The sequence below is a fragment of the Stieleria sp. genome (assembly GCF_041595215.1).
In the GTDB taxonomy this organism is placed as follows: Bacteria; Planctomycetota; Planctomycetia; order Pirellulales; family Pirellulaceae; genus Stieleria; species Stieleria magnilauensis.
The window spans coordinates 1-12045 of the sequence record NZ_JBFHKV010000128.1 but is presented as its reverse complement, the minus strand read 5'-3'; the positions used below and the strand labels follow the sequence as shown (position 1 = coordinate 12045).

General features: G+C 60.3%; 12 protein-coding genes. 8 read left to right on the top strand and 4 right to left on the bottom strand.

Annotated elements, in window-relative coordinates:
• Positions 1 to 21: 21 nt before the first annotated feature.
• The 4 genes from ABX749_RS07415 to ABX749_RS07400 all read right to left on the bottom strand — a co-directional run bounded on the left by ABX749_RS07415 (position 22) and on the right by ABX749_RS07400 (position 3885).
• On the bottom strand, positions 22 to 1059 hold the full coding sequence (locus ABX749_RS07415) for a hypothetical protein (RefSeq protein WP_372895414.1): 1038 nt from the start codon (positions 1057 to 1059) through the stop codon (positions 22 to 24).
• On the bottom strand, positions 1059 to 2198 hold the full coding sequence (locus ABX749_RS07410) for a hypothetical protein (protein ID WP_372895413.1): 1140 nt from the start codon (positions 2196 to 2198) through the stop codon (positions 1059 to 1061). Before ABX749_RS07410 ends, ABX749_RS07415 begins: the two co-directional genes overlap by 1 nt.
• 202 nt (positions 2199 to 2400) lie before the next feature.
• A complete protein-coding gene (locus ABX749_RS07405) occupies positions 2401 to 2748 on the bottom strand; it encodes a hypothetical protein (protein ID WP_145220149.1) in 348 nt (115 codons plus the stop codon).
• 75 nt (positions 2749 to 2823) lie between these two features.
• Positions 2824 to 3885 carry a YheT family hydrolase gene (locus ABX749_RS07400; protein WP_372895412.1) on the bottom strand — a complete coding sequence of 354 codons (1062 nt, stop codon included), beginning with the start codon at positions 3883 to 3885 and terminating at the stop codon, positions 2824 to 2826.
• Positions 3886 to 3918: 33 nt separating this feature from the next.
• Here ABX749_RS07400 and thpR point away from each other — a divergent pair, with 33 nt between their 5' ends.
• The 8 genes from thpR to ABX749_RS07360 all read left to right on the top strand — a co-directional run bounded on the left by thpR (position 3919) and on the right by ABX749_RS07360 (position 11968).
• Entirely contained in the window at positions 3919 to 4491 is a 573-nt protein-coding gene (gene thpR / locus ABX749_RS07395) for an RNA 2',3'-cyclic phosphodiesterase (RefSeq protein ID WP_372895411.1), read from the top strand.
• 43 nt (positions 4492 to 4534) lie between these two features.
• Positions 4535 to 5314: a Uma2 family endonuclease gene (locus tag ABX749_RS07390; RefSeq protein WP_372895410.1), complete on the top strand. Its 780-nt coding sequence runs from the start codon at positions 4535 to 4537 to the stop codon at positions 5312 to 5314.
• Positions 5315 to 5429: 115 nt separating this feature from the next.
• On the top strand, positions 5430 to 7430 hold the full coding sequence (locus ABX749_RS07385; protein WP_372895409.1) for a LamG-like jellyroll fold domain-containing protein: 2001 nt from the start codon (positions 5430 to 5432) through the stop codon (positions 7428 to 7430).
• 382 nt (positions 7431 to 7812) lie between these two features.
• Entirely contained in the window at positions 7813 to 8754 is a 942-nt protein-coding gene (locus ABX749_RS07380) for a hypothetical protein (protein WP_372895408.1), read from the top strand.
• A complete protein-coding gene (locus ABX749_RS07375) occupies positions 8751 to 9821 on the top strand; it encodes a type II secretion system F family protein (protein WP_372895407.1) in 1071 nt (356 codons plus the stop codon). The genes ABX749_RS07380 and ABX749_RS07375 overlap by 4 nt, the downstream gene beginning before the upstream one ends.
• 8 nt (positions 9822 to 9829) lie before the next feature.
• Positions 9830 to 10906: a hypothetical protein gene (locus ABX749_RS07370; RefSeq protein WP_372895406.1), complete on the top strand. Its 1077-nt coding sequence runs from the start codon at positions 9830 to 9832 to the stop codon at positions 10904 to 10906.
• 13 nt (positions 10907 to 10919) lie between these two features.
• The gene (locus ABX749_RS07365; RefSeq protein WP_372895405.1) at positions 10920 to 11438 is read left to right on the top strand and encodes a hypothetical protein; all 519 of its coding nucleotides are present in this window, start codon (positions 10920 to 10922) and stop codon (positions 11436 to 11438) included.
• Entirely contained in the window at positions 11435 to 11968 is a 534-nt protein-coding gene (locus ABX749_RS07360; RefSeq protein ID WP_372895404.1) for a type II secretion system protein J, read from the top strand. Before ABX749_RS07365 ends, ABX749_RS07360 begins: the two co-directional genes overlap by 4 nt.
• The last annotated feature ends 77 nt before the right edge of the window (positions 11969 to 12045 follow it).

Here is a 12045-nt window from a genome sequence, read left to right as displayed (position 1 = left end):
CGCCTCACCCAGCATTCCGCCTCACTTCTTCTCCACCACCGAACCCTCGATCGTCTCCGGCTCCTTCAACGTCGCGGCCGTCACCAGTTTTTCTCGCTGATGGGTGTGCCACAATTTCAGTGACAGAAACAGGGTGGCGAAGGTGACGACAAACGCGATCACGGTCAGAAACAGCGGTTGCAGATAATTGACCGAGACGTGGGCGATGGCTTCACCCCCGGCCTTCATCGTCCGCCCGGCGATGCCGGCCTTGCTGACCACGATCGGGTTTCCTTCGGCGTCAAAAACGATTTCATCCCCGCCGAGAATACGTTCCGACTCGGCCAGAATGATCGTGGTGGTCGCGGCGGTGAACAGCGTCTTGCCGGGATTGTCGGCGGCGAACCGCCCCATGAAGCCGACCATCCGCTCGGCATCATTTCGCAACAGTGACAACACGCCGTTGCGTGGCGTGGTCGGCAGCGCCGCCAGATCATCGGCATGTCGGCCGACGACGATGGCTTGATCGCTTGTCAGTTTGGTCGCCAGTTCCGCCCCGTCGTCACCCAACACGCGGGCCAGCATCCCTCCCACGCCCGGATGTTTCAATTCACTTCGCAGCGCCGAAACGCCCACGCGGCCGACGGTCTGGGCCAGTTCGCGTCCGGCGGGCCCGGCCGACAGACGTGCCAAGGCCGCCCGCACCTGGGACTCGGGCAATTCGTCCAGCGCGGCCAACAGCGGCGTTAACTCGGGGGCATTGTCCAGCGCCGTGAGCGCTTCGGGGCCATACTTGCTGGCCAACCGACCGACCTGTTCGGCCGTCTCTTGGCCGCCTTCCCGCAAGGCCGCGGCGCCGACGCGCTCGGCCATTTCACGTCCGCCTTGGCGAGCCAGAAATTCGGTCGCCTCCTCGGTGCCTTCTTTCCCAAAGTACTTCAGGATCGCGCGGGCAACCGACGTACCCGACAGGACGCCCAACGGAGATCCAGCCCGGGCGACGGGCGCGGGCTCGATCGCGACCAGGGCGGTCAGAATCCCGATCAACGCGAGTGTCAAACGGCGACTGGCATTCATCATCACAACGATTCTCCGTCGACAATTTGCTGATAGAAACGATCACGATAGGCGTCGCGCAATTGGCCACATAGTTTAGGCAGGGCATCCTGAAGACCGATTCCCGGCCGCGCGGCGCCGTCGGTTGCTTGGTTTGTCGTCGCATCGCCATTCGACACCCCACCGGAAATCAAGGTCGCCTCCAGATCGTTCAGGTAGATGTGCATCTGGCCGGTTAATTCCGTTTCAAACCGTTCGGTCATCCACCAGTCGATCACCAGACCGATCGCCAACCCGGCCCCGAAACCGACCACGGCACCGACCGGCCCCCCGATCGATCCGCCGCCGGCACCGGTCGCCGACGCCCCCACCGTCGCGCTCGCACCGGCCGCCGAGCTGATCGCCACCGAGGGTGCGAAGCGGACCAGCAAACCGGTGACGACCGATCGAGCGGCAAACGCACCGACCTCGCCGAGCACCAGGGCGCCGAGCATGTTTTCCACACTCGTCGTTCCCTGACCGGCCGCGTAACGGCCCAGCTCGGTCGACAATTCTCGGAAAAAGGCGTCGTGTTGTTCCAATTGCACTCCCGGCAAGTCGGACGTCGTCAGCGCCGCCTGGACGCGCGTCAGCATCAAGGTCTGGTTGGCGTCGACATCGCGACGAAATTGCAGCAGCGCGGTGGAGATGTCATCGAGCAGCGTTTCTTCGGAAAACAAATGCGATTCAAATTTGTCCTGCACGTACGCTTCGACGCGGCCGTCGCTCGTCCACCAGCCGCCGGGCATGCGTTTCAGCACGCCCAGTCGTGTGGAGATGCTGGTCATGTCTTCGACAAACGGCTCGACCCCGGCATGGTACCGCTTGAGTGTCCGATCGATCCGCTGCAGGCAACGATCGGCGGCCAACCGATTTTGGTCATCGATTTCGGCAATCAATGGAATGACTTCGGCGTCATAGAACCGCGCCCGCGCGACGCGTCGTGCCGTCTGCGAACTCAGTGCGGCATCCCGAGTCGATTCGGAGGAGTGCGGCATCGATTGCGGTGATGCCTGTGACGCAAGTCGCTCCGCCTGGGGCTGAAGCGTCACGCCCAGTGTGATCAAGGCGACTGCGGTGGCGACCGTCAGCGGCACCTTCAAGGGCGTACGGCTGGGAAGCATCTGAGCTGCCGTTTCTGATCGTCGCCGAACCAACGTTTCATCTCCCCCGTTTCAAAACAGGTCCGCCAGACGGCCTGTCGGTTTCTTCGATGTTCCCCCATGGGGCGCGATCACACGAGTCGCCAGCGGACGCGGGTATCAACAATCCGAACAGGACGTTGGCCCATCCGCCCGCTGCGTCATGAGCGTCACGGACGCCAGCCTACGACGCCCAGAATTTCCACTTGGACCGCTTCGGAGTCGGCCGCTTGGGATGCACGCCCAAAACGCCCCACTGCTGCGTCTCGCCGACCTTGATATCGGCCACTCTCAACAACGACGCTTCCTTGAGTTTCCGGATCAATCGATTATTTCTGTCGGTCTGGACCACCTGAACACGATTCTTGAATTGAGCCATCGCCGACATGATCGCGGACAAAGCCTGCCTGGCAGATGTCGGTTCCCCGAAATCTTCGATCACAAACACCGACTCATTTTTGGGACGTCCCACGGTATCCGCGAAACGCCAGCGGTCGCCCTCCTGGTCCCAGCCGTGGTAATCACCAGCCATTGATTTGCCTCAGTCCCAAACGACCCGAAACTCAATTCTCTCAGTCAGTAGCTTACACGAAGAACGGCAGCACAATCAAAGTCGATTCAGCCAAGCAATCAAACAATCATCCATCCAATACGATCGCTGGCGGCCGACAAATCCCGCATGCCCCCCGGTTGCGGTCAGCAACACGCGTGTTCGATCGGGCCAGCGTGCATTGGTGAAACAATCCGCCGGGACGATCGGATCGTCCTTTGCCGCCAGAACCAAGGTTTTGACGGGATTGGACGCGGTCACATGCGTCGCCCCACACTGTCGGTAATACTCCAAAGCCCCCTGGAAACCACTCAGCGGAGCGGTCAGCCGATCATCCAATTCCAGCAGCGTTTTGGGGCGACCGAGCGACGCGATTTTCTGGAAATGCTCGCGCTCGCGGACCGCCGGCGCGATCCGTTCAAACAGGGTGCGAATGAAGTAGTAGTTGTACAACCGTCTGGAGAGCCGCTCCATGTTTTCGCTGCAGCGGACCAAATCAATGGGTGGGGCGACCACCGCGATTCGCTCCAGCCGATCAAACCACTCCGGCCGGGCGTCCAACCCCGCACCGACCCGACCGGCCAGACGCAGCAGCTGGTTCCCGCCCAATGAGACTCCCACCGCGGCCAGCTGAGAATCCGGATGCCGTCGTGCGACAAAATCCAGCGCGGCCAACACGTCTTCGCTGCGGCCGGCGTGACTCAAGCCCCGCGACAAATCCCGCGCCGCACCGCAACCACGCATGTCCACGCGGTAAACCGTCCACCCCAACCGCACGAACCGGCCGGCCAAACGAATCATGTACGGGGAACCGTGACAACCGCTGAGCCCGTGGAACAACACCACGGTGCGACCGCCCAACGTGCGATCTGCCAACGGCCCCGTCCGACCGATATCCGATGCCGCCGATTGACCAGCCGATTGACAACGATCGACCGCCCCACCATCGACCGCTGCGTTCTCATGCAGCACAATGGCGTCCCCGTCCGGCAACTCCACCACGTGGTTTGCGTCAGCGGCGATCTGTTGCCCTGGTGCCCGAAGCGATGCGAGCGTTTGCAAATGCCCGCCGCGGATCAACAGGTCGGGCTTAAACGGTGGGGGCACAAAGTTTTTCATTTCCCGATCAGTGTAAAGAAACGCGTTGGATTCATGCAAACGATCCGATCCTTCATCTCCATTCCGGTCCCCGCCGCCGTCACCTCCGCCGCCGGAAAGATCATGAAACGGCTCAAACCGCTCGACGACAGCTTCAAATGGGTGCCGATCGAAAACTTTCACTTAACCCTGAAGTTTCTCGGCGAAGTCGACAACGTCGAAGTCCCCGCGGTTTGCAAAGCGATTCGTCGCGTGACCGACAACCTTGAACCCTTTGAATTAGGGTTTGCCGGGACCGGCGGTTTTCCCAATGCCGAAAAACCACGTATCGTCTTCATCGGAGTGGACGACCCCACCGGAAACCTGGTCCAACTGGTCGCCGGCCTGGAAAAGCAACTCGCCGACCTGGGGTTCAAACCCGAACCACGCGATTACACACCGCACCTGACCCTCGGACGCACCCGCAGCAATTCCAGGCGGGGCGGCGATGCATTGGTCGAGGCGATGAAAGATCTGGCCGACATCCAGATCGGCGAAATGGTGGTCGACGAAGTTCACCTGATGGCCAGCTTTCTCGACAAGTCTGGGCCGACGTATCAAGTCATGGACACGATCGAGTTGGAATAGCCGTCGTTTGCCGCCATCGGCCCGGCCAGACTAAACTGGTGGCATGAGCACCGTACCCGATCCCGATGCCTCGCCGCCGATCGCACCGCCGGCCGCCAACCGTGCCGGAGCAAATTCACCGGCTGCGCAAGCGTTACCCGCGTCTTCGTCACCGCCCCATCCGCCGCGGAATCTCACCGTCAGCGAACGCGTCGCCGACGTGCTGGCCGACCTGGGCGGAATCGCCGCCGATCGACTCCGCGCCGTGAACGCCGAACCCGCGGGTCTGGATGAACTGCGGGAGGCGCACCAGCAAGGCAACTTGTGTGAATTGATTGACGGCTATCTGGTGGAGCGTGCGATGGGGTATCGAGAGTCGTTAATTGCGGCGGTCATGATTGAACTGCTCAATCGGATCGTTCGAACAGCCAAACTCGGTGTCGTTTCCGGACCGGACGGCTTTTTCCAGTTATCCCCCTCATTGATTCGTGGTCCCGACGTCGCATTCACCTCCTGGGATCGGCTTCCCGATCGCAAGGTCCCCACGGACGCGTACCCGGCTGTCGTCCCCGATTTGGTCGTCGAAGTGGTCAGCCCAGGTAATACACAAACCGAAATGACCAACAAACGTCGTGACTACTTCGCACGCGGGGTCCAGTTGATTTGGATGATTGATCCGGACCAGCGCAGCGTTGCCGTGTGGCGATCGATGACCGACTGCCGCGTGCTCGATGAAACCCAGGCACTCGACGGCGAAGACGTGATCCCGGGGCTCTCCATTCCCCTGGCCGAAGTCTTTCAAGTGCTCAACGGACCCGATGAATCGAATGAAGGTTCCGTTTAGTTTCTGCCGTAGGCGTTTCCCTTGATCGGATTCGCGTTCTAATCCTCCCTCGACTCCGACGCGCATCGGAGACGATTGCCCTCTCCGTGAACTCCCCCCTGTTTCTACCGAGTCCATGAATCTTGTAACCCGCCTTTCGCTGATCGTTGCCACCACACTGTTCCTTCCGTTGATCGCGTCGGCGCACGAAGGCGCCGGTGACCATCGCCACGACCAAGATGCTCCGCCGAGTGTCTTGACGACCCGTTCGGCGGCGAAAGTCATCGCGCCGTCGGTCGCCGAAGACGGATTTCAATTCATCGTCTACGGCGACCGAACCGGGGGCGTGCCCGCCGGTTTGAAAGTCCTCGAACAGGCCGTCGCCGACGCCAATCTGCTGGACCCCGATCTGGTCATGACCGTCGGCGATTTGATCCAAGGGTACAACGAAACGCCCGAGTGGCTTGAGCAAGCCGACGAATACAAACAGATCATGAATCGTCTAAAGATGCGTTGGTTCCCGGTGGCGGGAAACCACGACATCTACTGGCGCGGCGACAACCCCGCACCTCCGGGACACCATGAATCCAACTACGAAAAACATTTCGGTCCGCTCTGGTATTCCTTCCGCCACAAGAACGCCGGCTTCATCGTGCTGTACAGCGACGAAGGCGACCCGGCGACCAACTTGAAAGCGTTCAACGCCGGGCGTCTGCAACAGATGAGCCAGCAACAACTCGACTTTCTCGATCAGGCGTTGAAGGACCTCTCCGGCCAGGATCACGTGTTCGTGTTCTTGCATCATCCGCGTTGGATCGGCGGCGGCTACACCGGATCCAACTGGGACACCGTCCATCAACGCTTGGCCGACGCGGGCAATGTTTCCGCCGTCTTCGCCGGACACATCCACAAGATGCGTTACGACGGCGTCAAGGACGGTATCGAGTACTACGCCTTGGCGACCACCGGCGGCCACATCCCCAACGATGTGCCGATCCCCGGCGCGGGCCATCTGCATCACTTCAACGTCGTCACCGTGCGTCCCAAACGCATCACCGTCTCGTCGCTGCCGGTCGGCGCGGTGTTTGACCCCAAGCAATTCACGCCGGAGTTTTTGAAAGAGATTGAACGGGCCCAATCGATTCGACCGAAACAACTTTCCGACGACGTGATGCTCTCGTTCGACGGATCGGCCAACGGAGTCGTCAAGCTGCAACTCGATAACCCCGCCGAGCACCCCGTCGAGTTGACGATCCTGATGGCTCGCCAATCGCTGGAAAGCCAATGGTCAACGACGCTCGATCATCAACACATGAACCTGCAATCGGGTGAAACGAAGACCGTGGAATTCGTGATCCGTCGCGGTCCCAACGCCGGCGTCGCAACCAGCAACCCGGCGGTGACGATCGCCAAACGCTACCTCGGCGAGAACGTCGCGGTCGACTTGCCCGAGGCGGAGTTCCCGATCGGACTGCAATTGAGCGAGGTTCCGGCCGACTTTTTTGCCTCGTCGCCCAATCAATCGCTGCTGGTCAGCGACGAAGCCTCTGCGATCGCGATCCGCGACGATGCCTTCGAGCTGCCCTCCGGACCCTTCACAATCGAAACCTGGATCAAACCGACACGGCAAGACGGCTTTGACGCGATCGTCGCAAAAACACAAAGCTCTGAGTACGCGTTTTTCTCCGACCACGGAATCGTCCAATTCGACGTGCACCTGGGCGGCCGCTACGTCTCGGCGATCAGCCAAGACGCTTTGCCGCTGAACCAGTGGTCGCACCTTGCCGGCGTCTACGACGGAAACAACGTGATCCTGTACGTCAACGGCAAACGGGTTGCTTCCAAGCCTGCCAAGGGGAAACGCAAACCGAACGCGTTGCCGTTGTTTCTCGGTGCCGATCCCGATCACGCCGGCAATCCGACTCGATCGTTTACCGGCCAACTGGACGAATTCCGATTGTCGACGGGAATCCGCTACGATGACGACTTCACGCCGGCGAAGCGTCACGAGCCCGACGCAACGACCGTGCTGCTGCACCACTTCGATCGCACCGTCGGACCGTTCCTGCTCGATCACAGTGCGTCGGCCGCCAACGGATTGCTGGGCCAAACCAGCAAACTCGTCCCAGTGCAGTAGAACGCGTGCCAACCACCAAGTGGGGTAAGCATCCTGCTTGCCATCCTCGCCGGCTCGGATGGCGAGTAGAGTCGTAGGGCATGCTGTGCATGCCGAGGAGTCGTAGGGCATGCTGTGCATGCCGATTGCAATGAGACCGGATGAGCCCCAGCGAATCCGGGCGTAACCCCAGGCTATGTTGTTGATGCCCTTCGGGCAAACGCTGCGGAATGATTTCTGCAGCGTATGCCTCTGCGCCCGATCCTGCCCGGCAACAAGGTCTTGCCCACTCCAACGTCCGACCGACATTCACGATTTTCTTTTAATCGATCAGACAAATTCGCGACGCCGGCGCATCAGCCTTTTGCCCTGATGATCCCTTCCGCCGCCGCCAAGCCATTTCATGTCTGAATCAACCGCTGCGCGACTGCTCTCTCTCAACCAGCAAGCGATCGCCATTGTTGGCCTAAACATTCCGTTGGACTTTGGACTCGGGAGCGAGACGGCGGAACGGCTTCGTGAACTCAACGAACGGCTGCTCGTCGATGTCGGACGCGACCTTTCGCCCGATGCGTTGCTGGAAAAGCATGACTTGCCGGAGCGTTATCGGGCGATCGCGCGAATGTTGCTGGCGTCCGACGATCCGGTTCCGGTGTTCGAGTCGATCGCGATCCAACAGCTTGATCGTGAAGCGACGGCCGGCCCGCTCCGCCAAGCGATTAAAGAACCACTTGTCGTCGCCGGGCTCGCCTACCTCGGGATGATCATCTTCTGCACGCTTTCAGTTCCGTCGATCGAAACTCAATACACCCAACAGGGGCTGACCCCCAGCGGTGTGACGGGGTGGTTGATTGCGATCCGTGGTGCCATGCCGTATTGGATCATCGGCTTTCCGATTCTGATGATCGCGTGCTGGTGGATCTGGCGCAAACTGGTCAACGGCCCGCTGCTGTCACTCTTTCCCGGCGGTACCGCCTACTCGCGTTGGCTTGCGGCTGAATCACAATCGCGGCGATTGGCAGTGCTGATCACGTCGGGCGTCGACCAAGAAACGGCGCTCTCGCTGGCCAGCACCAGTGTTTCTCCGCAGCTCCCGATCCGACCGATCGCCGAAAACATCGTCCGCAACGGAGCCCCACAGTCTCAAGCGAGAGCGTTGAGCCGTCTGGCCGGGTTTTACCATTTCTTGGCCGGCGACCGTCGCCAAACCTTCGTGACAAAACTGCCCGCCTTTATCGGTTTGCTGTTCGCCGGATTGATCGTGCTCGGCTATGGCTTGGCCACGTTTCTGCCCTGGATCGCGATCTTGCAAACTGAGGGTGCCATGGAGGTGTTGAACCGATGAAGATTGAATCCAAAGGCGACGCCCCACGCGGCGAAACGACATTGGTTCCGATGAAGTCGCTGTACGAGCGCATCGAACGGGTGCGAAACACCCGCAAGGACTTGCCGGCGCAACTGCGAAACATCGCCCAAGAGATCCCGAGTGCTTGGACACGCAACACACTGCGTCAGCTCGCCACCGCCCTCGACGAAGGCGCGACTCCCGCGCAGCTTGTCGCCCGGTTCCCGGAGCATTGTTGGCTGCTCACGCTCCAGTCGTCGGCGGCGACGACCGATGCGTTGACCGCGATGCTCGAACAGTCCGCCTTCCAGCACAGCCTGCGGACCAAAAAGATCCGCACCATCGCCTATCCGCTGATCCTGATGCTGATCGCGATCGCCTTGCTGATGGCGGTGATCGTCTTCCTGGTCCCGACTTTTGATGAAATGTACCGGGAGTTCGGGTTGCGACTGCCGGCCCCGACCGAGGCGTTGATCAATCTCTCGCGAGGGATCAATGCCCATCCCCTGCTGGCCTTCATCCTGCTGTGCACGTTTCTGTCCGGTGTGGCGGGTCTGTTGTGGGTCTGGATCGGCGACACTTCCATCAAACGAAAGCTGTTCGGCACGTCGGTGCACGGCCCGATGATGAGACAATCGCTGGCCAAGGTTGCATTGCAAGTCGCGGAACTGGTCGACGAAGGCATCGAACTGGACCGGGCGCTCAAGATCGCCGCCGAATCCAATGCCGACGTCGCGATGCGTAGCCTGATCGGCGACCTTGCGATCCAAGCCGGCCACGACGCGAGCCTGTTGCACCGGACCCGTTCCGCGTTGATCTTTCCGCCGAACTTTCTGTTTGCACTCAACCCCGCCCTACCGTCCGCCCATCCCGTCCCCTCGCCGCCCAACACAACGATGCTTCGCGAACTGGCCGCCAGCTATCGTGACTTGTCGATGCGTCGCAAGGATTGGGTCGCGTTCATCCTCGGACAATTCACCGTCATCGGTGTCGGTCTGATGATCGGCTTTCTCGTCCTCGCGTTGTTTTCGCCAATGGTCAGTCTGGTCTCGTCTCTCTCCTCCTGATCGATCACATGTTCAATTTTCTCTCCGGACTGCTCCAATCGATGCTTCCCAGTGGGCTGGTCGGCAATTCGACGCGCAGCAAACAGAACGCGCTGCTTCGAATTCTGGCACTGTCCCACTCGCAACGTTTGGATCCGAAAACGTTGATTCGGAATTTGGCGGCCGAACATCCCGGCCGCTACGGCAAGAAGCTGATGATGCTTCAACGATGGATCGCCGCGGACAGTTCGATGAGCGCCGCACTGGCGCACACGCCGGGTGTCTTGGATGAAGACGACACGTTGGCCATTCAATGTGCGATCGAAACCCAGACGCTCGATGAAACGTTTGCGTTCTTGTTGGAACGAAGCGATGACGCGGGACAAGCCGCGGCCGGTGAAATCATCCGCGGCATGCTCGGCTACGTCCTCGGCGTGCTCTGCTTTGCAATCCTGGTCGCTTCGTTCTTGATGATTTTTATCGTCCCCACCTTCGAGGAGATCTTCGATGAGTTTGCCATGGAATTGCCGCCACTGATGCTTGCCCTGGTCCATTTCAGCGACACCTTCGCGGCGGTGGTTCCGATCGCGTTGCTGGTCGTGTTGGGCGCCTGCATCCTGATGCTCTTTGAAGACGTGCGGCGTGGAATTCGACTCTCCCCGCTGGGACGACTGCTGCCGACGACCGCCGAACGACGATCCGCCGGTCTGCTGCGATTGCTGGCCGTGCCCACCAGACAAGGCACACCGATCGCGCCGACACTGACCGCCGCGGCCCAGTTCCACCCCGACCGCCGAACCCGAAAACGTCTGCTCCGCGCCCGCACCGATGCCCAGACCGATGCGGACATCTGGATTCAATTGGCCAACCAAGGTTTGATCCGCAAGAACCAGGCCGACAAGATCAACAAAATCCAATCGCCGCCACTCCGCGGTTGGACTCTCGACACGTTGGCCGTCAAACAACGCAGACATGCCTACCAAAAAGCCGAATCGATGGCCCGCGTGCTTCAACACATTCCGATCATTGTTCTAGGACTGTTTGTCGGTTGGATCACGATCGCCGTCATGCAAACCCTGACCAGCTTGGTCACTTCACTCGCCTAATCCACCCCTTTCCATGCTCCACCCACTCCACCCACGATTACGTGACCGACGCAACGCTCTCGTGTTGCTCGAAACGCTGATCGCCGCCGGCGTCACCCTGGTGATGCTCTCGGTCGCCGTCCCGATGGTGATCCGTTCGGCGCGGATTTGGAAACAAACCCGCCACCAACAGCTTGCCGCCGATGAACTGTCCGGACAGCTGGACCGACTGATCGCGATGCCGGCTGAACCCAGACGCCAAGCGATCGAACAGCTGTCGGTGTCACCGGCAATCGCAGACGTTCTGCATGACGCGACGATCGAAGGAACCCTTGTCGACGACGACGACGGGAAACGCATCGAATTGTCGCTGCAATGGACTCGCGCCGGTGACCCGTTGCCGGTCACTCTGGTCGCCTGGATCGATCCCCTGTCGACCACCTCAGCGGAATCATCCAGCCCCAACGAGCCAAATTCAGACGAGCCAAATTCAGACGAGGCTGAACGTGCCGACGCTGAACCTGCCGAGAACGATCAGGAGGCCGACCAATGAAGTCGCTGACCCGATCCCGAACCGCACGCCGCGGATTCACGCTCCGTGAACTCAGCATCGCAATCGCCATCGGCAGCTCGGTGATGATGGTTGCCGTCGGCTTGGTCCACCAGGCGTTTGATTGGTCGACACTGGCGCGACATCGACGCTTGGACGATCAGACATTTTTTCAGCTCAGCCGTCAACTCCGCAACGATCTGCACATCGCCAATCAAGCGGAGCTGGATTCCGGCGACACGGCCGGCCAGTCCCTGCGGCTTTCCGTCAACGAAAACGAGGTGGTTTACACCCTCACGGACATGACCGTCACCCGCACCGAGCGTAGCGGTGATGACGTTGTTCGAAACGAAGTCTATCGATTCAAACGTCCGCGGACGCTCGTGTTGACGCGATTGGAAACGGACAACCAGATTCAACTGGACGTCAAAACGATCACGCCCTTCGCCGAATCCGAAACTCCCCTTTGGCGATCGCTGCGGATGTCGATCGGCTTGCGACTACGTCATCAAAACGGAGACATCGCATCATGAGGATTCAGCCAAGACGCCGACGGCGTGGCGCGTTGATGATCTGTGTCCTCGCCTGCCTGATCGTGGTCGGGTCGCTG

Coding starts and splice junctions, on each gene's coding strand:
- ABX749_RS07400 (WP_372895412.1), bottom strand. CDS start 3,885: ATGAAAAACTTTGTGCCCCCACCGTTTAAGCCCGACCTGTTGATCCGC.
- ABX749_RS07405 (WP_145220149.1), bottom strand. CDS start 2,748: ATGGCTGGTGATTACCACGGCTGGGACCAGGAGGGCGACCGCTGGCGT.
- ABX749_RS07390 (WP_372895410.1), top strand. CDS start 4,535: ATGAGCACCGTACCCGATCCCGATGCCTCGCCGCCGATCGCACCGCCG.
- ABX749_RS07380 (WP_372895408.1), top strand. CDS start 7,813: ATGTCTGAATCAACCGCTGCGCGACTGCTCTCTCTCAACCAGCAAGCG.
- ABX749_RS07415 (WP_372895414.1), bottom strand. CDS start 1,059: ATGATGAATGCCAGTCGCCGTTTGACACTCGCGTTGATCGGGATTCTG.
- ABX749_RS07385 (WP_372895409.1), top strand. CDS start 5,430: ATGAATCTTGTAACCCGCCTTTCGCTGATCGTTGCCACCACACTGTTC.
- ABX749_RS07375 (WP_372895407.1), top strand. CDS start 8,751: ATGAAGATTGAATCCAAAGGCGACGCCCCACGCGGCGAAACGACATTG.
- thpR (WP_372895411.1), top strand. CDS start 3,919: ATGCAAACGATCCGATCCTTCATCTCCATTCCGGTCCCCGCCGCCGTC.
- ABX749_RS07370 (WP_372895406.1), top strand. CDS start 9,830: ATGTTCAATTTTCTCTCCGGACTGCTCCAATCGATGCTTCCCAGTGGG.
- ABX749_RS07360 (WP_372895404.1), top strand. CDS start 11,435: ATGAAGTCGCTGACCCGATCCCGAACCGCACGCCGCGGATTCACGCTC.
- ABX749_RS07365 (WP_372895405.1), top strand. CDS start 10,920: ATGCTCCACCCACTCCACCCACGATTACGTGACCGACGCAACGCTCTC.
- ABX749_RS07410 (WP_372895413.1), bottom strand. CDS start 2,198: ATGCTTCCCAGCCGTACGCCCTTGAAGGTGCCGCTGACGGTCGCCACC.